Annotated in this window: 26 protein-coding genes; 1 reads left to right on the plus strand and 25 read right to left on the minus strand. The window is 42.4% G+C overall.

All coding sequences use genetic code 11. The features are described 5' to 3' along the window. Nucleotides 1–32: 32 nt before the first annotated feature. The 10 genes from KNL20_RS07375 to KNL20_RS07420 all read right to left on the minus strand — a co-directional run bounded on the left by KNL20_RS07375 (nt 33) and on the right by KNL20_RS07420 (nt 8,492). Nucleotides 33–281: a kinase gene (locus KNL20_RS07375; RefSeq protein WP_230399944.1), complete on the minus strand. Its 249-nt coding sequence runs from the start codon at nt 279–281 to the stop codon at nt 33–35. Beyond that, nucleotides 259–1,584, minus strand: coding sequence for an AI-2E family transporter (locus KNL20_RS07380; protein WP_230399945.1), 1,326 nt, complete (start codon nt 1,582–1,584; stop codon nt 259–261). Before KNL20_RS07380 ends, KNL20_RS07375 begins: the two co-directional genes overlap by 23 nt. Nucleotides 1,585–1,657: 73 nt before the next feature. Then, nucleotides 1,658–2,317, minus strand: coding sequence for a cytidylate kinase-like family protein (locus KNL20_RS07385; RefSeq protein ID WP_230399946.1), 660 nt, complete (start codon nt 2,315–2,317; stop codon nt 1,658–1,660). Nucleotides 2,318–2,402: 85 nt separating this feature from the next. Further along, nucleotides 2,403–3,350: an RluA family pseudouridine synthase gene (locus KNL20_RS07390; RefSeq protein ID WP_230399947.1), complete on the minus strand. Its 948-nt coding sequence runs from the start codon at nt 3,348–3,350 to the stop codon at nt 2,403–2,405. Beyond that, nucleotides 3,337–3,870 (minus strand): signal peptidase II, encoded by a 534-nt coding sequence (lspA, locus tag KNL20_RS07395; protein ID WP_230399948.1) that lies wholly within the window; start codon nt 3,868–3,870, stop codon nt 3,337–3,339. Before lspA ends, KNL20_RS07390 begins: the two co-directional genes overlap by 14 nt. After that, on the minus strand, nt 3,870–4,970 hold the full coding sequence (gene aroB, locus KNL20_RS07400; RefSeq protein WP_230399949.1) for a 3-dehydroquinate synthase: 1,101 nt from the start codon (nt 4,968–4,970) through the stop codon (nt 3,870–3,872). Before aroB ends, lspA begins: the two co-directional genes overlap by 1 nt. Before the next feature lie 11 nt (nt 4,971–4,981). After that, nucleotides 4,982–5,719, minus strand: coding sequence for a YlmH family RNA-binding protein (locus KNL20_RS07405; RefSeq protein ID WP_329957512.1), 738 nt, complete (start codon nt 5,717–5,719; stop codon nt 4,982–4,984). Nucleotides 5,720–5,739: 20 nt separating this feature from the next. After that, the gene (locus tag KNL20_RS07410; protein ID WP_230399951.1) at nt 5,740–6,345 is read right to left on the minus strand and encodes a cell division protein SepF; all 606 of its coding nucleotides are present in this window, start codon (nt 6,343–6,345) and stop codon (nt 5,740–5,742) included. A gap of 21 nt (nt 6,346–6,366) precedes the next feature. Further along, nucleotides 6,367–7,065, minus strand: a complete 699-nt coding sequence (locus KNL20_RS07415) for a YggS family pyridoxal phosphate-dependent enzyme (RefSeq protein WP_230399952.1) — start codon at nt 7,063–7,065, stop codon at nt 6,367–6,369. A 38-nt stretch (nt 7,066–7,103) separates the two neighbouring features. Beyond that, nucleotides 7,104–8,492: an HlyD family efflux transporter periplasmic adaptor subunit gene (locus KNL20_RS07420; protein WP_230399953.1), complete on the minus strand. Its 1,389-nt coding sequence runs from the start codon at nt 8,490–8,492 to the stop codon at nt 7,104–7,106. Between the two features lie 170 nt (nt 8,493–8,662). Between KNL20_RS07420 and KNL20_RS07425 the strand changes: the two genes are divergently transcribed. After that, nucleotides 8,663–8,875, plus strand: a complete 213-nt coding sequence (locus KNL20_RS07425; RefSeq protein WP_230399954.1) for a DUF378 domain-containing protein — start codon at nt 8,663–8,665, stop codon at nt 8,873–8,875. A 92-nt stretch (nt 8,876–8,967) separates the two neighbouring features. Here the strand turns inward: KNL20_RS07425 and KNL20_RS07430 are convergent, their stop codons facing one another. The 15 genes from KNL20_RS07430 to miaA form a co-directional block, all read right to left on the minus strand. Continuing rightward, nucleotides 8,968–9,396, minus strand: coding sequence for a twitching motility protein PilT (locus KNL20_RS07430; RefSeq protein WP_230399955.1), 429 nt, complete (start codon nt 9,394–9,396; stop codon nt 8,968–8,970). A gap of 119 nt (nt 9,397–9,515) precedes the next feature. Continuing rightward, on the minus strand, nt 9,516–10,574 hold the full coding sequence (locus KNL20_RS07435) for a D-alanyl-D-alanine carboxypeptidase family protein (protein WP_230399956.1): 1,059 nt from the start codon (nt 10,572–10,574) through the stop codon (nt 9,516–9,518). Continuing rightward, nucleotides 10,558–10,953: a methylglyoxal synthase gene (locus KNL20_RS07440; protein ID WP_230399957.1), complete on the minus strand. Its 396-nt coding sequence runs from the start codon at nt 10,951–10,953 to the stop codon at nt 10,558–10,560. The genes KNL20_RS07435 and KNL20_RS07440 overlap by 17 nt, the downstream gene beginning before the upstream one ends. After that, complete coding sequence (locus KNL20_RS07445) at nt 10,928–12,079, minus strand: FtsW/RodA/SpoVE family cell cycle protein (protein WP_230399958.1); 1,152 nt, start codon at nt 12,077–12,079, stop codon at nt 10,928–10,930. The genes KNL20_RS07440 and KNL20_RS07445 overlap by 26 nt, the downstream gene beginning before the upstream one ends. After that, nucleotides 12,063–12,320 (minus strand): cell division topological specificity factor MinE, encoded by a 258-nt coding sequence (locus tag KNL20_RS07450; protein WP_230399959.1) that lies wholly within the window; start codon nt 12,318–12,320, stop codon nt 12,063–12,065. The genes KNL20_RS07445 and KNL20_RS07450 overlap by 17 nt, the downstream gene beginning before the upstream one ends. Nucleotides 12,321–12,332: 12 nt before the next feature. Continuing rightward, nucleotides 12,333–13,112 carry a septum site-determining protein MinD gene (minD, locus tag KNL20_RS07455; RefSeq protein WP_230399960.1) on the minus strand — a complete coding sequence of 260 codons (780 nt, stop codon included), beginning with the start codon at nt 13,110–13,112 and terminating at the stop codon, nt 12,333–12,335. A gap of 61 nt (nt 13,113–13,173) precedes the next feature. Further along, nucleotides 13,174–16,095: a penicillin-binding transpeptidase domain-containing protein gene (locus KNL20_RS07460; RefSeq protein ID WP_230399961.1), complete on the minus strand. Its 2,922-nt coding sequence runs from the start codon at nt 16,093–16,095 to the stop codon at nt 13,174–13,176. Further along, the gene (gene mreD / locus KNL20_RS07465; protein ID WP_230399962.1) at nt 16,080–16,607 is read right to left on the minus strand and encodes a rod shape-determining protein MreD; all 528 of its coding nucleotides are present in this window, start codon (nt 16,605–16,607) and stop codon (nt 16,080–16,082) included. Before mreD ends, KNL20_RS07460 begins: the two co-directional genes overlap by 16 nt. Continuing rightward, the gene (mreC, locus tag KNL20_RS07470) at nt 16,607–17,458 is read right to left on the minus strand and encodes a rod shape-determining protein MreC (RefSeq protein WP_230399963.1); all 852 of its coding nucleotides are present in this window, start codon (nt 17,456–17,458) and stop codon (nt 16,607–16,609) included. The genes mreD and mreC overlap by 1 nt, the downstream gene beginning before the upstream one ends. 24 nt (nt 17,459–17,482) lie before the next feature. Further along, complete coding sequence (locus KNL20_RS07475) at nt 17,483–18,493, minus strand: rod shape-determining protein (protein ID WP_230399964.1); 1,011 nt, start codon at nt 18,491–18,493, stop codon at nt 17,483–17,485. Nucleotides 18,494–18,546: 53 nt separating this feature from the next. Next, nucleotides 18,547–19,230 carry a RadC family protein gene (radC, locus tag KNL20_RS07480; protein ID WP_230399965.1) on the minus strand — a complete coding sequence of 228 codons (684 nt, stop codon included), beginning with the start codon at nt 19,228–19,230 and terminating at the stop codon, nt 18,547–18,549. 122 nt (nt 19,231–19,352) lie between these two features. Further along, complete coding sequence (locus KNL20_RS07485; protein ID WP_230399966.1) at nt 19,353–20,957, minus strand: NAD(P)/FAD-dependent oxidoreductase; 1,605 nt, start codon at nt 20,955–20,957, stop codon at nt 19,353–19,355. Further along, nucleotides 20,954–22,141 carry an aminoacetone oxidase family FAD-binding enzyme gene (locus KNL20_RS07490; protein ID WP_230399967.1) on the minus strand — a complete coding sequence of 396 codons (1,188 nt, stop codon included), beginning with the start codon at nt 22,139–22,141 and terminating at the stop codon, nt 20,954–20,956. The genes KNL20_RS07485 and KNL20_RS07490 overlap by 4 nt, the downstream gene beginning before the upstream one ends. Beyond that, nucleotides 22,138–23,424: a methionine gamma-lyase family protein gene (locus KNL20_RS07495; RefSeq protein WP_230399968.1), complete on the minus strand. Its 1,287-nt coding sequence runs from the start codon at nt 23,422–23,424 to the stop codon at nt 22,138–22,140. Before KNL20_RS07495 ends, KNL20_RS07490 begins: the two co-directional genes overlap by 4 nt. Continuing rightward, a complete protein-coding gene (miaA, locus tag KNL20_RS07500; protein WP_230399969.1) occupies nt 23,421–24,362 on the minus strand; it encodes a tRNA (adenosine(37)-N6)-dimethylallyltransferase MiaA in 942 nt (313 codons plus the stop codon). Before miaA ends, KNL20_RS07495 begins: the two co-directional genes overlap by 4 nt. Nucleotides 24,363–24,365: the final 3 nt, after the last annotated feature.

Raw genomic sequence — 24,365 nt, forward strand, 5'->3', positions numbered from 1 at the left:
AGTATAGAAGTGTCTTCCTTCCTCTGTACTTTTCACCATGAACGAATCTCATCAGCCAGAATCGATTCGTAGTCACCTTCTATCTCTTCTGAACGGCCTGCATGGAAAATATTGGTTTCAACGCCACAGGGTATTTCTTCATCTGCGTATTCCCAGATATGGTAAGAAAGTCCCCTGTGCATGAAATCAATGCTTCCGCATCCATCTTCCAGTGTATAAGAGAAATCTATATTTTTCTTCTTTAATAAGTCCTGTATTTTATTTAATCGATTTTGCTCCATCTTTTTTTTCCCTGTCTCTTCTGCTTTTATAACGGAACACTTCTTCCGGATTGATATCCTTATCACTATACAAAATTCTCTGATTGTTTTTTGAATTCAAATGATCAATATCTTTATAAAACTCCCGGTCTGTAGGAAGACTCTTTTCTTTTAATCTTCCTTCTATATAGTTCTTTATAATCGTACAGAACACAGCACATACCGGAACTCCAATCAACATACCCGGGATGCCGAACAGTCCGCCGCCTATGGTGATTGATACCACAACCATAAAGCCTGTGAGTCCGGTGGAGCCTCCCAGTATTCTGGGAGCAATTACATTTCCATCCAACTGCTGGAGTAAAAAGATGAAAAGTACAAAATATAGTGCTTTCAAAGGGTCAACCAGGAGAATCAGCAAAGCGCTGGGAACTCCTCCGAGATAAGGCCCAAAGAATGGAATCACATTCGTAACAGCCACGATTACGCTGATCAAGAGTGCATAAGGCAGATTTAAAAAAAGTGCCCCAATATAGCACATGATTCCAATATTCACAGAATCAAGAATCATCCCTGTAATATAGCCGCCAAACGTATGGTTTACATATTGTACATCTTTGATAAATTGTGTGGCAGTTTCTGTTTTAAATAGTGCATATAATGCCTTTTTCGCATTTGCAATCAAACTTTCTCTGCTGTACAGAATATAGATGGAAATAATAATCCCAAGCACAATATTCATCAAAAAACTCACAAATCCCATAAGCCCGATAGAAAATCCTTTAATCAGATCGTTAATACGGGGTAAGATTCCACTGCTGACCCATTCCCAGGCTTTATTCAAGTATTTATCAATAAACTCATTGGCAGAAGACTCCAGGTCCGGATTGTTTTTAAGAATCCTGGAAAGCCATTCCTTTATATTGGACATATATACAGGAAAGTTTTCAATGATGCTTCTGATGCTTCCAAGCAGTTCAGGAACCAGCATAGCTAAAAGAGCATATATAGCCAGAAGGAATAAAAATATGGTGAACAGAACACAGATCAGCCGGGTTATCTTCTTCTTTCTATCCGTAAGGGCGAAGCGGAATTTTTTTATCAGTTTTAGTGTGTACTTCTCAAAAAATTTTACAATTGGGTTAAAAAGGTAGGCAATCACCGCTCCATAGATCAGGGGAAGAAATACGGTCAATATCTTACTGATGCCATGCCTTAAAATATCCATATGAAAAAGTACAAAATAAAAAATCAGGCTTGCCGCTATGACGAAAAAGATTGTAATACCCCAGCGAATCTGCTGACGGAACTTATTTAAATTCATCTGGTATGCTCCCTACTCTGTTTTTGATGTTTTCAGCTTAACCATATGAGCTGTATCATTGACTTTTCATGTATTAGTATTTGATCACATTGTAAATCATCTCTTTATCTGCACTTGCTTTTTCTTTCCACTCTACAGCCTTCTTGATCATCTCAACAGTTCCGCTTATACCCAGTAATCCACTGTCAAAACTCATGTTGTAACTGTCAATGTCCCCCCACTTTTTGCTGGTATAATAGTTATAATAACTGGAACGCCGTTTATCTGTCTTTAAAATCTTCTCTTTTGCTTTTGAATCGGTTAAATCGTATTTTGCCGCGATTCTCCTGATTCGATGCTGAAGATCCGCACGAATGAATATGCTCAGACAATTCGGATTTTCTGCCAGGGCATAATCAGCACAGCGTCCAATCATGACGCAGGGACCTTCCTCTGCGATTTTCTTAATCGCATTGAACTGAGCAAGGAAAACTTTTTGATTAAGAGGCATATCTGCCAGAGAGCCCGCACCAAATCCAAAGGAGTAGGTATCCATCACCAAAGAATATAAAAAGCTGTTGGTCGGCTTTTCATCATGGCTTTCAAACAATTCCTCACACATACCGCTTTCCTTTGCCGCTCTCTCCAGTAATTCCTTATCATAATAGGCAATTCCCAAATCATCTGCTAAAGCCTTGCCAATCTGGTGACCGGCACTTCCATACTGTCTTCCGATTGTAATGATTGTTCTCATACTGCATCTCTCCCTTCTTAGGAATAGAAACTTCCAAATTGGATGCTTCCAATGGGTTTCTTTTGCTTATTATAACATAAATTTTCTAAAAAGTACAATAAGCATCGGGATAATCCAACTTCAAAAGCAAGTCTTCAAAGTAATCAGGCAAAGGTGCACCAAATTCCATATATATACCGGTTCTGGGATGGCAAAAGCCCAGTAACATTGCATGAAGTGTCTGTCCCTGGAGATGCGGTATAGCTCTTTTTTTTGGGCCGTAGAGGTCATCCCCCAGAAGTGGATGGCCAATACTGGCCATGTGAACACGAATCTGATGCGTACGGCCGGTTTCCAGGCGGCATTCCACATATGTGTAACCGTTCAGGTGCTTAAGGACATGATAATGGGTCACAGCAGGCTTTCCATTCCGGACACCTGTGGACATCTTTTTCCGGTCTGTGGGATGCCGGCCGATATTTCCCTCAATCCGTCCCTCCTCCTGTTTTAAATTTCCAATTACAATGGCATGATATCTGCGGGTGATTGTATGCTCTGAAAGCTGAAGTGACAGGCTTTGATGAGCAGCATCATTCTTGCATACAACCAGCACACCGGTGGTATCCTTGTCAATCCGGTGTACAATTCCAGGGCGCAATACTCCATTAATTCCAGAAAGATTGTCCTTACAGTGAAACATGAGCGCATTAACAAGTGTATGACTGTAATGCCCCGGTGCAGGATGAACCACCATCCCCTTAGGTTTGTTTACTACTATCAAATCTTTGTCTTCATAAAGGATATCAAGAGGAATATCTTCCGGCTCCAGTTTTGTCTCCTGTCTTTCAGGTATTGAAATTTCAATTTTCTCTCCCTGGTTTATCCTGTAATTAGGCTTTACAGTGACTCCATCTACAATCACCTTCCCTTCTTTCAAAAGCTTTTGCAGATAATTACGGGAAAGATTCTCCAGCTGTTCAGAAAGATACTTGTCAATCCGAAGATTTTCATGCTCCGGCTCTACATCCAATATCAACAACTTAGATTCCGTCATTGTCGGTCTCCCTTTTGTGAAAAATCAGGTCATAGTCTGTATCCTTATAAATAAATAAAATCAAAATAAAGAGTGCTGCGGTAGAAAGTGTAAGATAAATATCTGCCACATTAAATATCGGAAAGTTGATGAGCTTAAAGTATATAAAATCCACCACATACTTCTGAGTGATACGATCGATAAAATTACCTACAGCACCGGCAGCCAATACAACAAAAACCCAGTATATAGGCAGAAAATGATGTGCTTTTGGTAATTTCCAAAACACATAAAATGCAACCGCGAGAAATACAAAAGTGAGAATTACGAACAGCCACTGCTGATTCTGCAGTACTCCGAAAGCCGCACCCCTGTTTTCAAGATATTGCAGTTCCAAAACACCTTCTATAAGTGCAATATTTGATTGGTTTTTCAGATGAATGACAGCCTGGTGTTTGGTCCACTGATCCAGACCCAGCAGCAGTGTGATTGCAAGTATGGCAATTCCAATATAAGCCCAGTTCTTCTTTTTCAGTCCCATTATTCCCCCCCTGCAATAAAATCAATCGCTTCCAGCAGTTCATCGTCTGTTACTGTACGGTCAACAACAGCATGCCCGATGGACTGCAGAAGGATAAATTTAATCTCACCATGTTCCATCTTCTTATCCGACTTCGTCGCCTCCAGAATATCGGAAGGATTGAGACCATCAACGAATATCGGAAGATCAAATCCAACGTTCATATCCCGGATTTCATATAATTCCTCTGTGGTCAGGTACTGTCTCTTATATGAAATATAGGCGGCTGCTATGGTGCCCAAGGCTACACACTGACCATGCAGTAACTCGAAGTTTTTCAGTTTTTCTATAGCATGTCCCACAGTATGTCCCAGATTCAGAATCGCCCGAAGATTCCTTTCCTCAGGATCCTTTTCCACAATCTGACGTTTAATGTTGCAACAGCTTTGAATCATCTTGACTAAAACCGGATAGGTGCGTTCCTGAATTTCCGACATCTGATTAATTGTCCATTCGTAGAATTCTCCATCTCCAAGCAGTCCGGTTTTTAAGACTTCTCCAATACCGCTTGCGAATTGATCGTCGGGAAGAGAACTCAATGTGCTCATATTCATATATACCAATCTGGGATGGTGGAAGGCACCAACCATATTCTTGTACTGATCAAAATCAACACCAGTCTTACCACCTACACTACTGTCTACCTGAGCGAGAAGCGTTGTCGGAACCTGAATGAAATCCACGCCACGAAGATATGTGGCAGCTGCATAGCCGGTCAAATCTCCTGTTACACCTCCGCCCAGAGCAACCAGCATATCACTTCGGTCATATCTTTCTTCAATCAGATGTCTGTAAAGTTCCTGTACAGTCAGCAGATTTTTAGATGCTTCTCCGGCAGGAAAGATAAAGCTGCTGACTTTTGCACCTGCAGCTTCAAGCACTTCTGTTACTTCTCCAAGATATAGTCCAGCCACGTTACTGTCCGTTACAATACAAAATTTCCGTGCTATTGGCTGTATATTCCCTATGTGTGCCGTTAGTGCAGAAAACCCGTCTTCCCACACAATTTGATAGGAAAATATATCATTCGGTTTCCTCTGTTGTATCCTCAATGCATCCATCTGCGCTCCTCCTATTGATAACGGTAAATAATTACCATATTTCTGCCTTTTTTCGTATGATTCACAATCCTGCCATACTGAAATTTTCCTTTTCCGCGTACAGATATAACGTCCTTTTCCTTCAGCACATATCCATTAGAGACTATCTGCTTTCCGTTAACATACACCTTGCCGCCTTCAATCAAAGATACCATAGAGCTGCGGGATTCGCCAAATGCAAGTGCGATGATACTGTCCAGGCGGACAGAGGCAACACTCCCCTGTATCTCCTTTCGGTCCGGCTCTGGAAAACGGGTAATATCTTCACAAAAAGAAGTACTTACTGTCGTATGGCGTACTCTGCACAACTCTTTACATATAAACCCGGCAATTTTTTCTTCACAAAATATATAAGCGCATCCGGATTTTACCATTAAATCACCCAGACGGCTTCTGTCAATGCCAAGATTAAGTACCGCTCCCAGATAATCTCTGTGAGTCAAAGGTTCTGCAAATTTCAGGGAATGCGGCAGAATCTCAACGCATACAAAAGGAAATTTCCATTCAAAAACAAGAGCATCAGGAAGAAATGCTGCCATCTGACGCTCTGCCAAATCATAGCCGCCAGAGAGATGTAAGGTTACCCCGTGTTCTCTCCAGTTAAGGCTATGTAAAATATGCTGTTCCTGCAAATCCAGAAAATCACTGAATGTTACAATACCACGCTGATAAGCCAAATCGGCCAGTTCTTCCATCCTTCTTTTAAACAAAAGTTCTTTTTCCATTGCTGTCAGAAATCGGTACGGATGGAGGGAAGCTCAAAGGCATCGTTTAAAATGTCCTGGATATCCCCTGATATCTCCACATTGGATGGGGTCAGGATAAAGATATAACTGGATACCTTCTGAAGATTACCATTAATCGCATAGCAGGCTCCGGATGAAAAGTCAATAATTCTCTGAGCTACCTCTACATCTATTCCTTCTACATTCAAAACTACAGTACAGTCTGCCAAAAGTGTATCTGCAATTTCTCTGGTATCTTCCATGGAGCTTGGTCTGATTACACACACTTCCATACCGAAACCTCCCTGCTTTTTCCTCATAGGGGTTACCTTGGCCGTCTGTTTTGGCTGAATCGGTTTAGACTGCTTCTGAACATTTTGTTTTGAAGGTGGGACAGACTTTGTCTGCTGATGTACCGATGCATTTTTTTTCTTTATGGGCTTTACATATTCTTCATCATAATCATCTTCGTCATCCAATGTTTTGAAGAACCTTCTTTTCGGCTTTTCCTCTTCGTAATCATCTTCTATATCATCATCAAAGAATTCATCTTCATCGTCGTAATCGTCATTTAACCGGATTGCATCTAAAAACTTGTCTAATACGCTCATTTTTTAATAATCTCCTATTATTTAGTGGGAAGTACCGTAATTACGGACTCCGAAAATCCCTGTGCCGACACGAACCATGGTTGCCCCTTCTTCGATTGCAATTTCATAATCGTTGGTCATTCCCATGCTCAAAATATGCACATTAACATTATTAATGTTTTTCTCATTGATGTCAACACCTAATTGGCGCAATCCTCGAAAAACTGCCCTGTTATCTTCCGGGCATTCCACATAAGGTGCAATTGTCATAAGGCCTTCAATGCGGAGATTTGGATAATCGGCAATTGCTTCAATGAAAGGAATGACTTCCTCCGGAGAAACACCAAATTTGCTCTCTTCAGCTGCCACATTTACCTCAATCAGGACAGATACCTGACATTGTTTCTTCACTGCCTCATCACTAATTGCCTTTGCAAGCCGCATAGAATCTACAGAATGAATCAGGCAGGCCTTGTCCACTACATACTTTACTTTATTTCTCTGAAGGTGTCCTATCAGGTGCCATCGGATATCTGAAGGCAGTACCTCATACTTGTCCACCATCTCCTGAACTTTATTCTCACCAAAATCTCTTTGACCACAGTCATATATTTCCTCGAGCATTTCAACCGGTTTTGTCTTACTCACTGCAATCAGTGTGACTTCACTGCGCTTACGACCTGCACGATCACAGGCACTTTGTATTTTAAGTTCTACGTCTTCAAGGTTTTCCTGTAACATACCAATCTGTTCCTCCTCTAAAGAATCCTGTATTACAATCAGGTAGTAACAATCTCTTTCTCATTAACAGTACTTCCATCTAAAACAATATAATCAAATTGTGCGATACCATAGTGGGTTCCGGATTCTACAATACAAAATTCTGTATTCTGGTCAATGATAGAGATTGTCCGGAAAACAGCATATCCTTTATTAATGCAGTATACACCTTCCAGAAATGATTTTTCACCTACTGTATAGCGGATATTGTTCTCAGGATTTACAAGAACGTCTCCCTCTTTCAGTTGGCTTGTATCCAGATACATAAGTTCCTGTTGGGAATTTTCCTGGGTCACTCTGGCATATATAGTTGCATTAACGAATTCATTCTTTGTTTTTCCGTCTCTGTCTTGTATCTCTCTAAGAAAACCTGCTGTATTCTCATCGTTTTTTGTAAGCATTTCAGAAGGTACTGTATAAAATTCTTTTTTTACAATAGAAGAAATTGGTATTTTCAACCCACTCCGGGTATTCGTAACCAATTCAATATCAAGATATCGCTCATTGGCATAGCGAATCATACCGGAATGAAATGTTATCTTTGCATAGCGCTGGTCATCAACAGTAATAATGGAAAGTTCACCTGTTTCACTCCCTCCGTCTTTTAAAAACTTGACCTTTATTCTTTCTCTGGATTCTAGTTTTACTGTCTGCTTATCCGATACAGGAAATAAAATTGACCAATCATCGCTGGTAACCAATTTATAAACAGGATCTCCCGAGTTAATGGAATCCCCTGTTTTCAAATTTTTTTTCTGGTAATTTTTTTTCTCAAAGTCCCTTGGCTTTAAGTCTTCCTCCTTTAGACTTTCCATTCCGTCTACGGAGTATACAACGATTCCGTCTTTCTCACTGGAAGCCAGCATGATACCATTTGAAGAACTGCTCTCGCCTGAGTTCTCAGAAAGAGTCCCTTCTAAAGACAGCAGGCTTCCCCGAAGGGCGTATTTGAAGTCATATACAGAATCAAAATTATTCGGTGTATAGTATCTGGAGAATTTTGAGATATCTGTACGAAGCTTTATCAGATCGTTTTCATCCAAGGTCCTTGCTGACTCTTTTTGTGCAGAAGTGCTGATACCATATACAATACCATTTTGACGTATCTTTGAAAGATCTCGTGCAAAATAGTTGACATAGCCTTTTGCGGTGGAATCAACAACAGTTTCTTCCCGCATGACCAGGGCGGTACAGGTTTCATTCCTGGACAGGGGTCCGGAAGTCACCTGGTAAGATTTAATGTGGTCAGCTGTTAAATATAGCATCAGACAGACAAGTATATAAAGAAACAGTGCCAAAAAAATCACTGTACCAATGTTCCAACTGATATGTTTTCGCAGATGCAAACGCCCCTTATCGCTTTTCTGCGATGCTTTATTTTCATCCAATATCATACTCCCTTGTATATGTACTTAAGCAAAATAAATAGCCATAACTATTTTAACATTTTGTAAGGCAATTCTCAAGATTAAATTAAAATCTCTTTAAATCTCATGTATAAATCTAGAAAATATGGGAAAATTAGAGATAAAGACTTACGAAAACAGGAGGAATTACAATGAATTCGAGAGGATTAGATTATACAGCACTTACAATTGTAATAATTGGAGCCATTAACTGGGGATTGATTGGTATATTAAAATTTGATCTGGTAGCATTTTTGTTTGGAGACCTGGGATGGGTTTCAAGAACGATCTATACCATCGTTGGAATCTGCGGCTTGTACTTAATTAGTGCATATGGAAGAATTACCGATGGTCATAATGCCTGAGTTATAATGCAGAGTTCAAAAAGGGTCATGTATTTTATGAAAGAATAAAAATACATGACCCTTTTGAATTTGGGACCCCGGGTAAAATTTTATTATAAGGCAAAGACTATCTTATCATGTAGGGATTCCGGTAACTCTCCTTTATCCTTTGAAATACTGAATACGAAAGTTACATTAAAAATCTTGCCGATATTTTCCAATTGAGTGATACAATCCTCTATCTTCGCTGCCTCCTCATCTTCCAGCTTTGCATTACGCAGGAAACTGTCGAGATACATCTGCTCCAAATCATGATCCTGAGAAAGAATTCCACAGATAAAACCAATTAATTCATCACTGTTCTTTAAGGGATAACGGGAACAGTCAATCAAACGTATTTTATTATTAAGCTCATACATATGTTTTGAATTTTTGTCCAGATATACGATGCTGCCGGTTGTGCTCTTTATTTCACTGTTTACTTTGTCTAAAAGGTATTTTGTCTTTCCCTTCCCTTTCTTGCCCACAATCAATTGAACCATAGCAGTTTCCTCCTTAGACTTGAATATGTAATTTAACTAAAAACCTCTTAGTTCATAGTATAATTATAGTGTATATGGTCTAAAAAAACAACCCACAAAACCTTTTTTTTTCCATTTCATCAGCTGCTTGCATTGATGTGGGTGAGTAGTTGATTCATATCATTATATAATATATTTTTGTTTTGAGCATTTAATACGATAGAGATGAAAGGCTGCCCATAGGAATTTTGACTGAGTATGGCAAGGCATGCCCCGGCCTGACTTGTCGTTCCTGTTTTTCCACCGATAACAGTCACATCTTTCGGGGCATTTTTCTCACCCGTAAGATATTTATCAGTAGAATCCAACATAAAAGCAGCTTCTGTTCCATCTGCCCTTGTTACTGTGAGTTTATAGACTTTCATCTGCATGGCGTCGTAAAATGCCTGATGCTTATAGGCTTCATTCAGCATAAGATATATGTCATATGCAGTTGTATAGTGGTTATTATCATGCAGACCATGAGGGTTCATAAAATGCGTCCCCGTCATACCCAGAGATTTAGCTTCCTCATTCATCATGGCAACGAAATTGTCAACAGATCCTCCGATGTGTTCTGCAATGGCCATGGCGGCATCGTTGGCCGAGTAGACCATCAATGCATGGAATAAAGCATCCATAGTTGTTTTATCCCCCGGTATCATGCCACTGACCTGAGATCCATCTTCCAAAGTGACGTCTTCCTGATTGATTGTAACTTCATCGCTCATATTCCCATACTTTATGGCTAAAAGAGCCGTCATTATCTTTGTAATACTGGCAGGATAGGTACGGTCGTAGATACCTTGTGCAAATAAAGGGGTGTTTGTATCCAGATTAAAAAGCAGAGCTTTCTCATACTGGGTCGTCATGGTGACACCCTCCAGATTCAGAGTGTCGGGTGAAACACATAAGTCGGAAGCAAATCCCGCTGCTGTCTTGAGCCGGTCGGGATCCGTAGTATCTGCCTGCAGTCTGCCTTTAACATCATAAGGTAAAGAGATATCCAGTTTTCTGCTCTGCTTAAAGCTGAGCAAACCCAGAGCTCCCGCCAACACAATTATGACTACAAGAAGCAATGCCAAAAAGCGGTCTGAATACCAACCATGTTTTTTCCGCTTTCTTTTCTTTTTATCTACATGCCTATCGATAGATTTCACGCCAGTCTAACTCTCCTCTTTCCAAAGACTTAATTAACATCTCTGCAGAAGCCAGGTTCGTTGCAAGCGGAATACAGTGAAGATCGCAGAGATTGATTAATTCATGTACATCAGGTTCATAACTCTTGGGAGACATTGGATCATGAAGACAAATTAAAAGATCAATGCTGCCCTGTTCAACCATGGAGGCCAGCTGCTCTTCCCCGCCCAAATGTCCGGGCAAGAACTTGTGTACTGGTAGATTAGCTGCTTCCTGCACCAACCTTCCCGATGTACCGGTCGCATGGAGTTCATGCTTTAAAAGTATCGGGCGATAGGCAATACAGAGATTTTGAAGTAAAGTTTTCTTTGTATCATGTGCGATTAAACCTATATTCATTTCGTAAGTCTCCTCCTGGGTATTTTCTGTTTTGAAGTCCTATATTCAGTACCAGTCCCATGCCAATATAAAGGCTCCAGAGAGATGTAAGGCCATAACTTACAAAGGGCAAAGGTGTTCCTGTATTGGGGATCAGTCCCATGGCTACAGCTATATTAATAAAGCTTTGTATTCCTACGTTGGCTGCTACTCCGCTGCAGATCAAGGTGCCTGAGAGGTCCTTTGCTTTCTTTCCTGTACGGATACATTCGAAGATAATTCCAAACAAAAGTAATAGTATCGAACAGGAGCCGATGAAGCCCAATTCTTCTCCGGCGACTGCAAATATAAAATCGTTCTGGCTCTCTGCTACGAAATTCCCTTTGTTAGCAGAATATACTTCATTGTTATTGAGCCCTTTTCCGGTTAGCTGGCCGGATCCGATTGCAGTGATGGAATTATCCTGTTGGATTCGATCGTCACTGTACTCATCATCTTCCGAAAATAGTTTGGCCATAATACGGTCCTTTTGATAAGAATTGATAATCGGAAGATCCGTCTGTGTAATCAAAAGTAGCAATGCTACAATTAGTGGTATGATAACCATGATAGTACCACCAATGATCTTATAACTCAATCCTGCAACATAAATCAGGATGCAGAAAACTGCAGCAATCGTAATTGTATTCTTTAAATCCGGCTGCCTGGAAACCAATAGCAGGGGAATCACAATGAGAATCAGCGCTTTGGCAATTGTCTGGAACGTATTTAAATCATCTTCATGCTTCATCAGAAACATGGCAAAAAACATGATCAGTAAAATCTTACAGATTTCTGTTGGCTGAAATTGAAAGCTGCCTATCTCAATCCACCTGGATGCCCCTTTTTTTGAGCTTCCCAGAATCAGAACGAGAATCAGCAGTATCAAATCCACAGCATAAATCAGCCAGTAAAAATTCAACAGCCAACTGTAATCCATCAGGGAAACGATCACCATCAGTATCAGACCGGCTATCACACCGATAAGCTGCTTTCTCTGGAGGGCCTGATTGGCGGATCCAACCAGTAATACACCAATACTGGAAATTGCAATCAGTATAATAATCAGTCTGAAATTATAGTTTTTTATTTTATAGCGTTTTAACATGCTTATCCTCTGTTCGTTTAATTGGTATATGGATGACTAAAACCGCCGGTGTATGCTGAATCTGACAGGTAATATCATCTTCCCTCACCGGTATGTACCGATTAATCGTCTGTGTTATATCATTTTTCATCATTAGCATCATGCGTGGTGAACAATCCATCCTCTCAGCCAGAAGCAGATTAGAAAGACGCTCTTTGGCAATCGTCTTGGAGGCTTGTTTTTTCCAAGGGAATATACGCATGGCTATACTCCCCTAATGCCTGAAAAGGCGTCCGAATAGCCCTTTTTTTGCATTAAAATCGGGGAAAGGAACTTCTTCTCCCGTCAGACGGCGGCTGATATTGACGAAGGCTCGTCCAGAATCAGAATTGCTTCCACTTACAGCATCCCCCTGGTTCGTAGCCACTACTACCTGTTCGTCATCAGGTATTACACCTAAAAGGGATACGGCAAGAATATCCACAACGTCTTCGACAGACATCATCTCACCTCTGCGAACCATATCCGGTCGCAGACGGTTAATGACCAGACCGATATCCCGCAGCTCATGGGCCTCCAGAAGTCCTATGATACGGTCTGCATCCCGAATCGCCGATACTTCAGGGGTAGTCACAACAATTGCTTTTTCTGCACCTGCGATGGCATTTTGAAATCCCTGCTCAATGCCTGCAGGGCAATCCAGAAGAATAAAATCGAATTCTTCCCGAAGCTGTTCACATAGTTTGACCATCTGCTCCGGAGAAACAGATGTTTTGTCTCTGGTTTGGGCTGATGGAAGGAGAAACAAATCAGGATAACGCTTATCCTTGATCAGTGCCTGCTTCATTCGGCAGTTGCCTTCTATCACATCCACCAGATTATAAACAATCCGGTTTTCCAGCCCCAGCACCACATCCAGATTCCTAAGTCCGATATCGGTATCCACCATGACCACCTTTTTGCCCATCTGGGCCAGCCCAATACCAATATTGGCGGCAGTAGTGGTCTTACCGACACCGCCTTTTCCTGATGTAACTACAATTACTTCACTCATATTATACCTCCCGGTAGTCTCACATTAATTTCTTTTCTTTCGTGATGGGAAGTCTGTCCCGTTAATCATTGTGTACGTTAGAAGCACCTTCCTGTTCGGCAGTGCCGCTTAAAAGTGCATCTCTATCTTCCAGATTATAGTAATATTTTAATATATCCTTAGCTACCATAGCTGCGTTGGTAGAAGAATAACCATATGGAATACGGATTGCCATGGAAATATCCTCCTGACTTTCCCCATGAGCAAACCCTATAAATAATCCGTGATTCGGACGCAAATCTGATTCCTGAGCTGTACCGGTTTTGCCCCATATATCAATCGGAAGCTCATTTAATTCATCTATGTTGTCAATTACCTTACTCATACCTGTATGGATGATATTCCAGGTACTATCAGACAAATCCAGACTGCTGTCAGCTTTAGGTGCAAACTCTTCCACCATATTACCGGAGGAGTCCGTGACCTTGTCCAAAAGAGACAGACTGTAATTTGTCCCTTCATTGGCAAGGGTAGTTACGTAACGTGCCAATGCTACAGTTGTATAGCTATGTGTACCCTGTCCGATAGCGGAGGGGATTGGCAGCGAAGTTGACACCTGGGATTTGCTCTCAGTTATCTCAATTCCGGTTTTTTCGCCTAATTCGAACATATTCGCATATTGTTGAATTTTACTAAGGGCCAGATTCTGTGAAAAGTGTTGGTTTTCATCCAATCCCAGCTTGTAGGCTGTGGTACAGAAGAATACATTACAGGAGTTCTTTATCGCATTTACTACGTCAAGCGGACCATGTCCGGTCCTGACCACACAATTCAGATAATCGGTGGGATCTACCAGTCCCTCACCGAACCTTCCGGTACAGTTTATAACCGTACGGCTGTCTATCACCCCTTCTGTCAGTCCCGCAGCTGTTGTCACAAGCTTAAAGGTAGAACCCGGAGCCGTCCTCTGTTGTGTAGCCTTATTATAAAAGGGCGAGGACAGGTCGTTGTTAAGCTTTTTAAAATATTCTGTATCCATCTGATTTGCCAGCCTGTTATTATCATAACCCGGATAGGATACACAGGCAAGCAGTTTCCCGGTATTTGGCTCAGTGACTACCACAGAACCGGAGCAGGGATCAAGCGCGAGCTGTGCCGGAGTAATCTCCAGATTTTTAATCTTACTGGATAATAAATCAAAAGGTGTAAGCCTTCCGGTAATAAATTCCTGGTATTCCTGATCATCTTTTGTCAGGATGTTCTGATCATATAAAAGCTGACAGATGTCGTACCCTGATATCAGATCATCCATTAACATATAATGATACAAAAGCCTGCTGAATTTTGTGTCCGCTGACAGCGTTTTGGAAATATAATCAGCCAATGCCTGATAGACTTCCGTGGAATTTAAATAGGTTTTTTCATCAGATATCTGGGTGATGTCAATCCAATTCTGGCTGGCAGCATAAGTAAGATATTCCTGAAGACTGATTGTACCGGCTTTCCACTTTTGATATACCGTATCTGATTTTTCAATCTGATCCGAATCCAGAATATCAGTATTTGCCATCAGCATATCATCTACGATGTAAGTCATATACTCCTGCATCTCAGCACTTAAATCATTATAACTCTTTGGGACGGCTCCGGTCAATTCCAATTGGATTCTTTCGAAAATATCCGCCTGCTTTTGCTGAAATTTCGCAAGTACCGACTTCTCGAGCTCCGTAGCGCCCTCCTGGCTGAAATGGTCGATATTAATTACGCTGTTGTCGATCAATGCCGTATAAACATCATAAATCGGGATTGGAAATGAACTGTTGTCTTCAATGGTGGCCTTATCAATAGATTTAATATTCTGCAGGTTCATAACCAGTACACCTGCAATACGCTGCTCCAGAATCCTGTAAAATGCCTCCTGCAGATCTTTATCTATGGACAGATATACATCGTCTCCCTGAATTGGATTCTGTCTGGTGTTTTCGTCAACCTGAAGTACCTTCCCCACACTGTCCACAGTTACCTTTTCAAAGCCATCTTTCCCCTGAAGGGAGGTTTCCATATATTTCTCAATCCCGGATTTTCCGATGATGGAACTGCTGTTATATGTGGTGCTTTCATCCTGCAGCTCTTCCAGCTCTTCCGCAGAAGGCTTGCCGGTATAGCCCAGGATAGAAGCAAAATATTCGGCATCAACATACACACGCTTAGAATCTTCCTGAATATCCACACCCTGCAGGCTGCTTAAGTTTTCTTTTACCGCAGCTACCGTTGCATCGCTGACACTGGTAGCCACAGTGACCGGCATATATTTCATGAATTCCGTAAGTCTGAGCTGATAACGGACGATAACAATCTGAAGCTGTTCCTGCTTTGTCAGTTCATCAGGAAGTCCGGCACTTGCCAGTTCCTCTTTTTTATATGGAGTTTTTGAATGAAACAATCCGAAACCACTTGTATTTGCTCCATCCATCAGGAAATTCATAAGGTCATCAGGCGAAGCCTGCTTTTGCTGTTCCGTAAGATCGTCAATATGTTTCTTTCCGTAGACATCCGCCCGGAAACGGTTCAAGGTGGTGCTTCCTTCCTGCAGATCATATATAAAGTTGCCATTTTCATCCACCTTAATATGAAAATCCGAATTCAGACTGTCGCCATTTTCCTGGATGAGCTTTACCAGATAATAGATTTCACTATTCAATGCAAGATTTTTTTCACGCCGGTTATTATAGGTTCCATTGTCCTCAAGTGTAACAGAATTTGACAATTGATTATAGGCCAGCAGATTCCCATTACGGTCATAAATATTCCCACGTGTACTCTTGAGAGCTCTGGTTTTTGTGATTTTCAAGTTAAAATCATCCGCATATTCTTCCCCATGAATGATTTGGAGAGAAAATAACCGGTAGATTAATACGCCTGTTATCAGAATAAAGAAGCAAAGCAAGATCCCAGTCCGCTTTTCCCCCATCTTTTTAATCCAGTTTTTTATCTTTTTAACCAAGGTAACTCCTGTCCTTCCATTTCGTTCTCCACAAGTTTCTTATTCAGTTTGTAAAGAGGCCGGTAGATAATAATAGATATCACAATGGTGTACACCATCTCAGGGATGATAATGTGCTGAAAATAACCCATGAAATCCAGTCTCACCCGCATCAAAAACTGCAATATATATGTGATAACACAGTATACAAAATCACTGAGTCCAATCAAAATCACCGGAACTTTGATATCTTCATCATAAAACACCTTATACAAGAAACCATTCAGATAGCCAATATACATATAAATCAAGGCGTTCATCCCAACTGTTCCACTGTAGAGTAAATCAATACATAAGCCGCAGAAAAAGCCAATCCAGATTCCACTTTTCTTCCCTCTCATAAACCCGAATGTAACAGTCAGTATGAGAAGAAGATTCGGAGCCACAGAAGCAACGGTCAGTGTTTTGAAAATCGTTGTCTGTATGATGAATGTAAGGATGATTAGGAGAGCAATAATTAATTTTCTGCGCATTAATTGCCTCCTGTCTGCTTCAACTGTCTGATAACCAGAACCTCACTGATATGTTCAAAATCCACAACCGGTATCAGGTAACCGGTATTTGTAAGATGATTGGGATCTTCTGTAACCTCACTGACATAACCAATGAGGATTCCTTTCAGATACTTATCACTGATTTCTGAAGTCACAAGTTTTTCTCCGACAGTCACCGCACTGGCCGCATTCATCTGGCTAAAGGCGAGCTTGCCTTCTTCTATTAACCTCAGATCTCCGGATATAATACAGGTATCACTGGTAGATACAGTCATCGCACTCACATTGCTGGAATCATCAATAATAGAGCGAACGGTAGCCCAGTCAGGACCCACTTCAGTCACAAGCCCGACAAGTCCCCCTCCGGCTATTACATTCATATCTTTTTCTATTCCATGATTGGAACCACGGTTAATTGTAAATGAGTGGAACCAATTGCCCGGGTTACGGGCGATTACCTCCGCAGCCACTTTTTCATACTCAGAGTAATCTTTATCAAGCTGGTATAACTGCTGTAAATCGCTTAGTTCCTTCTGACTTTGAACAAGGAGATTATTCTGTTCGGTTAAATCATCAATCTTGTTCTTCAGTTCTTTATTTTCTTTGGACAGGTTCTCAGCATTTCGGAATCGCTGTCCTTTCTGGGTCAGCCATTTGCCAACCTCATTAATACCATTCTGAAATGGAACTATGCAAAAACCCACTGCGTTCCTGACCGGTCCTACTGATACAACATCGGTGAAAGTCAGTGCAGCGGCACTGATGCAGACAAAGGTTAGAATAATCAGTAAATGTTTACTGTTCAGCTGAAATTTATTTTTTTTCTTCATATTCATATTCCCCTTACGGCAGTTCTATTGTTTCGTCACAGGATATGCAAAGTGATGCAGAGCGGGATGTGTAATCAGTTCCTTTAGTCCACAGACTGTACACAGGTCATAGTAGAGAGACAACTGAACAGAATAATCCAATTCTTTACTCAAAAACTTATCCATATGAGGAATTCTGGTACTGCCTCCTGTGAGATATATGCCCTCTTTTTTTATATTCGCACGAATCTGGGGTGGAATTCTCTGGATTACTTTGCGTATCTCTGCAGCCATCTGCTTTGTCCTCTCCATGATTGCAGTATTTACTGTGGATGAAGTGACGATTCCGTCTCTTGGAATTCCATTGACACAGTCCATCCCCATAACCTTACGCCCTTCTTTTTTCTGGGGATCCATGTCGGCCAGGGCGAGTTTCAAACGTCTTGCCGTACGTATTCCCACCAGCAGGTTATTTTTTTTTCGTATATTACTGCGGATGGCATCGTTGAACTGGCCTCCCCCGATTGGAATCAATGTGCTGATAATCACTCTGCCGTCAGCAATTACCGATACCTCCGTGCTCTGGGATCCCATGTTGATAATCATAGAGCCCCTTGTACGGTTAAGTGGAATGCCCAAAGCAATTGCATCCAGAACAGGCCTGTCTACCAGAAAGATTTTACACTTGCGTAGTTTGCCACGGCGTGCCACGGTATAGTAAGCACGCTTTTCAATCTTTGTCAATCCTGTTGGTACAGCAAAATAAAGTACCGGACGTCTGCCTACCGACAAACCGCTGCGGTTCAAAATTGTATGCAGGATTGCTTCTACCTGAAAAACATCCCCAATTTTGCCGTTGCTGATAGGCTCCTGCACCTTTACATCCACAGGTGTTTTTTCAAACATTTCATAGGCATCATTACCTATGCCCAGTATCTGCCCGTTCCTTCGTATGGCAATCATATTCTTTTCTTTTATAATTGTGTCTTTCCGGTGATCGTAAATCTTTATGACACTGCTGCCCAGATCTACACCAAAACTGTTATGAAGCATCATGAGTGATTATATATCCCCTCTTTGGTATTGTTGCGGTTCTTTTCTCTTCCAGGTTATCCCAGGAGACTGGTAAAGACATGGTCCCCTATGATGATGTGATCAAGGAGTGTAATTCCAAGTATCTCCCCCGCTTTTTGAATTCGCCGGGTTATCTGAAGATCTTCCTCACTGGGTGAAGCATCGCCGCTGGGATGGTTGTGAATCAATATAATATGGACTGCATGGAATCTCAAAGCTTCAAGAAAAAGTTCCCTGGGAGACAACAGGGAGCTGTTAACCGTGCCTGTAGTAAGTACGGTATCACCCAACAGATGATTTTTGGTGTTCAGCATCATGCAGATTATCTTCTCCTGCTCCTCATGGCGCAGAAGTTCCATATAATAGTCGGCTATAGTCTCCGGATTGCTGAAATCAAGCCTGCATCTGGATCCCGCACTGGAGATTCGCTTAGATAATTCTCCAATGCACTTAATCTGTACTGCTTTTACCTGGCCGACTCCTTTTATAGCCTGGAGTTCCTGCAGACTTAGGTGGTGAATGCCAAGAAGCCCCTCTTCCAGCCTGGATGCTTTCAAAACCTCACAGGCCAGATCTACGCAGGAATTTCCGGCTGTGCCGCTGCGCAGAATGACAGCAAGAAGTTCCGCATCCGACAGCTTCCAGGGGCCGTATCTCAGGCACTTTTCATAAGGCCGTTCGTCTTTTGGCAGTTCTTTCATCCGTGCTTTTGTAATCATATGTTCTCCTCTGCCCTCTTCCCGGGTATCCCGGTATGCTGCATAAACCCCATACAGCAGACCTGCAGAGAAAGATTCTAAATTTAATTCTAACACATTCCAAAAATAAAGTATATGACTTATTAACAATTCATATATTTTTTACAGACTGCTTCTGCAATCACAAGTCCGTCCATAGCGGCTGATGTAATTCCACCCGCATATCCGGTGCCTTCTCCACAGGGATAAATTCCTCTGACGGAAGACTCTTTTTCTTCATCTCTTACAATTCTTACCGGAGATGATGTACGGCTTTCCACTCCTGAAATCAGTGCGTCCGGACGGTCAAAGCCTGGAATTTTTTTGCCGAAAGCCCGGATTCCTTCACAAAGGGAATCTCCAATGATCGGAGGGAGAATTCTTCTTACATTAGAAAGCTCGTATTCGCCCTTAATACAGGGATGTACATCACCCAGGCTGATGCTCTTTTGATCTTTTGCAAAGTCATTATAGAGCTGAAGTGGAATCTTTCCCTGGCAGGATTGCCATGCAAGCTCCTCAAGACGGCGTTGAAAAGCTATTCCGTCCAGTATATGACTTGTTCCATCCTGATGGTATTCCCGATAATCTTCCGGCGTTACTGTAACAATCAGCGCACTGTTGGCATTTTCACCGGAACGGTTCCGATAGCTCATTCCATTGACAGCCAGGCGTCCTTTTTCGGAAGAAGCATTGACAACGTAACCGCCCGGGCACATGCAGAAAGAATACACACCCCTGCCATTGCTCAGTTTATGTGTGAGTTTGTAATTGGCGGCACCCAAAATACCCGGAGGATTTTCTCCATACTGAGCTTTCGTAATCATTTTCTGAGGATGCTCGATTCTGACACCCACAGCAAATGACTTGGGTTCCATAATAAGCGCTTTTTCGTTTAGCATGAAAAATGTATCTCTGGCACTGTGCCCTATGGCCAGAATCAACGTCTGAACCGGAATCCATTCCTTTTTATTAATTTCCAGAGCTTTCACCTCTCCGGCTTCAATACGGATATTCGTCATCTGGCTGCGAAAACGGAATTCACCTCCCATATCTTCTATGCGGCCGCGGAGATTTTGTAAAATTTTAATCAGCAGGTCCGTACCCAAATGGGGCTTTTGTTCGTATAGAATAGAAGCTGGTGCACCTGCTTCTACAAAGATGCGCAAAACTTCTTTGTTCCTTCCATGCGGATCCTTTACAAGTGTATTTAACTTGCCGTCAGAAAAGGTTCCTGCTCCGCCTTCGCCAAACTGAACATTGGAATTGGGATCCAACACACCAGATTTCCAGAAAAAATCCACTTTTTCTTTACGGGTCAACGCCTCATCTCCCCTCTCGAGGATCAGAGGATGATAGCCTTGTCTTGCAAGAACATAGGCACAAAAGAGTCCGGCGGGACCACTCCCTACGATAACAGGCGGTACTTTCAGCAGACAATTTCCCGGTTCTGGATAGGTATAGGAGATTGGTTTGCTTGACATAATATTATTATGTCTACCTTTGCTCAATATTTTATATTCCTGTGATGTTTTTACATCTATCTGATATACGAATGTAATGGGGAGCTTTCTGGCATCCACCGAGCGTTTCACAATTTCATAAGATTGCACCTGTTCCACCGGAATACGAAGCTCTTTTGCAATTTTTTCTTTTAGTTGTAAAGCTGTATGCTCCACCGGCAATTTCAGCTGGGTGATACGTATCATAACGCCTCCTTTGCTGCATGAAGGCCGGCCACTGCGCCACTGGACCACGCCCATTGCAGATTATAACCGCCGCATGCGCCATCTATATCCACAACTTCTCCGGCAAAGTATAGCCCCGGGTGCTGCAGTGACTGGAGATGAACATCCAGTTCAGCCGTCAGGATTCCACCGGAGCAGACCTGCGCCTGCTGCAGTGAAGAAGATCCTTTGATAATTACGGGATAATGCTTACAGTTCCGGATTACTTCTCTTAAATCGGCTTCTTTTGGAGAAACAATCGGAATCAGTCTGGAAGGAATAAGACCAATCAGCTGTTCAGGCAGGCGTTTGTATGGGCAATTTTCTTCCCGCATCTCCAGATGATAGGAAACTTGCTCTTCTGTGAAGTCCGGTAAAAAATCCAATTCTACCAATACCGTACACCCCTCCTCAAGGGCTCTCACCGCATAACGGCTCAGCTGGAAAACAGGGATTCCCGAAATTCCGTAGTCTGTCAGCTGGATTTCACCGGATTCGGTTTTCACAGGTCTCCCGTTTAGAAACAGCGTTGCCGCTCCCTGTACCCGTATACCTGCCCAACGGGAATACATACTGCTCTTTCCTCTTAATCCAGTCAGAGCCGGAAGCATAGGCAGCATACCGATGCCAAGCTGCCGGGCGAATATCCGTCCGGAGTCCGTGGCTCCATCTATGTTTGAAGCAGGACTTCCACAGGTTATAATCACCGCATCAGCCGAATATGCCCAGGTATCCGTCTTTATCATCCATTTCTGCCCGGAACATGAAATTTCTCTGACGGTCTCTCTTGTCTTAATCTTTACTTTACGATAAGCTGCTTCCATCAAAAGCACATCCAGTACGGCGGAAGCCTGGTCGCTGTTCGGATACATCCATCCGTTGCGGTTTTTAGAATAGATTCCCAGTTTTGAAAAAAACTGCAGAGTATCAGCCATGGAAAACTGAGCAAGAATTCCCATGGCATAATTTGGATCACTGCCTCTGTAATACTGCTTTTCCTGTACCACATTTGTAAAATTACATCTGCCGCTGCCTGAAGCCAGGAGCTTCTTTCCGGGTTTCTCATTTGTCTCAAGTATGGTTACCGAAGCGCCATTTCTTGCGGCTATAACGGATGCCATAAGCCCTGAGGCACCGCCGCCGATTATAATGATTGATTTACTCATAGACTTACAATTCCTGCCTCCGACAGTTTCTGCAGACTCATCAATATTCCCAGTTTCGCATGCTGCCAGGTCAGACCGCCCTGAAAATAAACCGCAAAAGGAGGTTTAATTGGTGCATCCGCAGAGAGCTCTATAGAAGAGCCCTGAACAAACGCTCCTGCGGCCATAATCACATCACAGTCGTATCCCGGCATGGCCCAGGGCTCCGGTGACACATAACTGTCCACCGGAGCCGCCGCCTGAATCCCCCGGCAAAAAGCAATTACCGCTTCGGCACTTCCGAGCGTAACCGCCTGAATGATATCATGACGTTCTTCTCTTCCGTCAGGTACTACCGTATATCCCAGTTTCTCATAGATATTTGCTGCAAAGATTGCTCCCTTCAATGCTCCGGCCGTAACCGTAGGAGCCAGGAAAAAGCCCTGATAAAAGGACTTGTTTACCCCCAGGGTCGCACCGACTTCCTTTCCAAGTCCCGGAGAGGTAAGACGAAACGCTGCATTTTGTACATATTCCTCCTTGCCTGCGATATATCCGCCGATTGGAGCAAGCCCGCCGCCCGGATTTTTAATCAATGATCCCACCATCAGATCTGCGCCCACCTCACATGGTTCAATTGTCTCCACGAATTCACCGTAGCAGTTGTCCACCATACAGATAATATCCGGTTTTATACCTTTAATAAATTGAATTAGTTCCCCAATCTGGGTGACTGAGAAGGTGGGACGTGTCTGATAACCTTTAGAGCGTTGGATAGTTACCAGTTTTGTTTTATCGTTCACTGCCTTTTTTATATTGGCATAATCAAAGGTGCCGTTCGGGAGGAGATCCACTTGGCGGTAGGTCACTCCATATTCTGCAAGAGAGCCTCTGGATGGACGAATCCCAATGACCTCTGAAAGCGTGTCATAAGGTTTTCCCACAGGGGAGAGCAATTCGTCTCCCGGTCGCAGATTCCCGGAAAGTGCAACCGACAGGGCATGGGTTCCACAGGCAATCTGGGGGCGTACCAATGCAGATTCAGCTCCAAATGCCGTGGCATAGACCTCCTCTAACGTATCACGGCCAAGATCATTATATCCATATCCACTGGATTCATAAAGGCAGGCTTCACTGACTTTATGCTCCTGCATAGCGTGGATGACCTTCAGTTGATTATATTCTGCAATCTCATCTATTTTTAAAAACCTGTCTTTTAAAGACAGTTCAATTTCCGTTCCAAATCCCAGTACTTCTTTACTGATGCCCAATTTTTTATACATTCCAGCTTTATCGATTGTCATGATATCTTTTCCTTCCAAATGGACAGTATTGCGTCCAGTATCCTATCTTCATCGTAACCAAATTCTGGTTTATTTATCCAGATAACTTCCTTTTCCCGCTTGAACCAGGTAATCTGCCGCTTGGCAAAATGGCGGGTATCCCTCTTAATGATTTCAACTGCTTCCTCCAACGTGTATACTCCGTCCAGATAAGCCAGCAGTTCTTTATAGCCCAACCCCTGCATGGAAACCATCTGGTTACTGCAGCCCATCTCTTTTAGTCTGGATACCTCACTTAAGAGCCCCTGTTCCATCATTTGATCCACCCTTCGGTTAATACGGTCATAAAGCCGGCTTCTTTCATCATTCAGCACAAAATAGACAAAGCGATAAGGGGATTCCTTTTCCATCTGCCTGGCATTGTGCTGTGAAATCGGAGTTCCGGTCTCATAATAATATTCCAAGGCCCGAATAACACGCTTTACATTATTCGGATGGATTCCCCCCGCCGAGACCGGGTCCACATCTTTGAGCCTTTGATGAAGAATATAGTTGCCCTCCAGCTCTGCTTTTTTCTCCAATTCTTTGCGGAGAGGTGACTGTCCGCTGTCTTCTGTAAAATCCACATCTTTCAGGAAAGCCTGAATATAAAATCCGGTTCCTCCCACCAGGATAGGAAGTCTCCCCTTCTTGTAGATTTCCTTTACGGCATCTTTTGCCATCTGTTGAAAACGTGCCACATGAAATTCTTCCTGAGGCTCTAATACATCAATCAGATAATGAGGGATCCCATACATCTCTTCTCTTCTAATTTTGGCAGATCCAATGTTCATATATTTATAGACCTGCATAGAATCCGCCGAGATAATGGAACCATTCAGCTGTTTTGCAAGTTCTATGGACAAACCGGTCTTTCCCACAGCCGTGGGTCCTGTCAGTATTAATAATGGCTTTTTCAAGTA

It is taken from the genome of Novisyntrophococcus fermenticellae (genome assembly GCF_018866245.1).
Lineage (GTDB): Bacteria > Bacillota > Clostridia > Lachnospirales > Lachnospiraceae > Novisyntrophococcus > Novisyntrophococcus fermenticellae.

Bases quoted from the DNA above. Each gene is read 5' to 3' on its own strand.
- KNL20_RS07385 (WP_230399946.1), bottom strand. From the start codon at position 2,317: ATGAGAACAATCATTACAATCGGAAGACAGTATGGAAGTGCCGGTCAC.
- mreD (WP_230399962.1), bottom strand. From the start codon at position 16,607: ATGCGCAGAAAATTAATTATTGCTCTCCTAATCATCCTTACATTCATC.
- KNL20_RS07495 (WP_230399968.1), bottom strand. From the start codon at position 23,424: ATGACAATCGATAAAGCTGGAATGTATAAAAAATTGGGCATCAGTAAA.
- KNL20_RS07425 (WP_230399954.1), top strand. From the start codon at position 8,663: ATGAATTCGAGAGGATTAGATTATACAGCACTTACAATTGTAATAATT.
- KNL20_RS07440 (WP_230399957.1), bottom strand. From the start codon at position 10,953: ATGAATATAGGTTTAATCGCACATGATACAAAGAAAACTTTACTTCAA.
- KNL20_RS07410 (WP_230399951.1), bottom strand. From the start codon at position 6,345: ATGAGCGTATTAGACAAGTTTTTAGATGCAATCCGGTTAAATGACGAT.
- radC (WP_230399965.1), bottom strand. From the start codon at position 19,230: ATGATTACAAAAGCACGGATGAAAGAACTGCCAAAAGACGAACGGCCT.
- KNL20_RS07430 (WP_230399955.1), bottom strand. From the start codon at position 9,396: ATGGTTCAATTGATTGTGGGCAAGAAAGGGAAGGGAAAGACAAAATAC.
- minD (WP_230399960.1), bottom strand. From the start codon at position 13,112: ATGAGTGAAGTAATTGTAGTTACATCAGGAAAAGGCGGTGTCGGTAAG.
- KNL20_RS07485 (WP_230399966.1), bottom strand. From the start codon at position 20,957: ATGATACGTATCACCCAGCTGAAATTGCCGGTGGAGCATACAGCTTTA.
- mreC (WP_230399963.1), bottom strand. From the start codon at position 17,458: ATGAAGAAAAAAAATAAATTTCAGCTGAACAGTAAACATTTACTGATT.
- KNL20_RS07445 (WP_230399958.1), bottom strand. From the start codon at position 12,079: ATGTTAAAACGCTATAAAATAAAAAACTATAATTTCAGACTGATTATT.
- lspA (WP_230399948.1), bottom strand. From the start codon at position 3,870: ATGGGACTGAAAAAGAAGAACTGGGCTTATATTGGAATTGCCATACTT.
- KNL20_RS07375 (WP_230399944.1), bottom strand. From the start codon at position 281: ATGGAGCAAAATCGATTAAATAAAATACAGGACTTATTAAAGAAGAAA.
- KNL20_RS07380 (WP_230399945.1), bottom strand. From the start codon at position 1,584: ATGAATTTAAATAAGTTCCGTCAGCAGATTCGCTGGGGTATTACAATC.
- aroB (WP_230399949.1), bottom strand. From the start codon at position 4,970: ATGGATGCATTGAGGATACAACAGAGGAAACCGAATGATATATTTTCC.
- KNL20_RS07475 (WP_230399964.1), bottom strand. From the start codon at position 18,493: ATGATGCTTCATAACAGTTTTGGTGTAGATCTGGGCAGCAGTGTCATA.
- KNL20_RS07390 (WP_230399947.1), bottom strand. From the start codon at position 3,350: ATGACGGAATCTAAGTTGTTGATATTGGATGTAGAGCCGGAGCATGAA.
- KNL20_RS07415 (WP_230399952.1), bottom strand. From the start codon at position 7,065: ATGTTACAGGAAAACCTTGAAGACGTAGAACTTAAAATACAAAGTGCC.
- KNL20_RS07490 (WP_230399967.1), bottom strand. From the start codon at position 22,141: ATGAGTAAATCAATCATTATAATCGGCGGCGGTGCCTCAGGGCTTATG.
- KNL20_RS07450 (WP_230399959.1), bottom strand. From the start codon at position 12,320: ATGCGTATATTCCCTTGGAAAAAACAAGCCTCCAAGACGATTGCCAAA.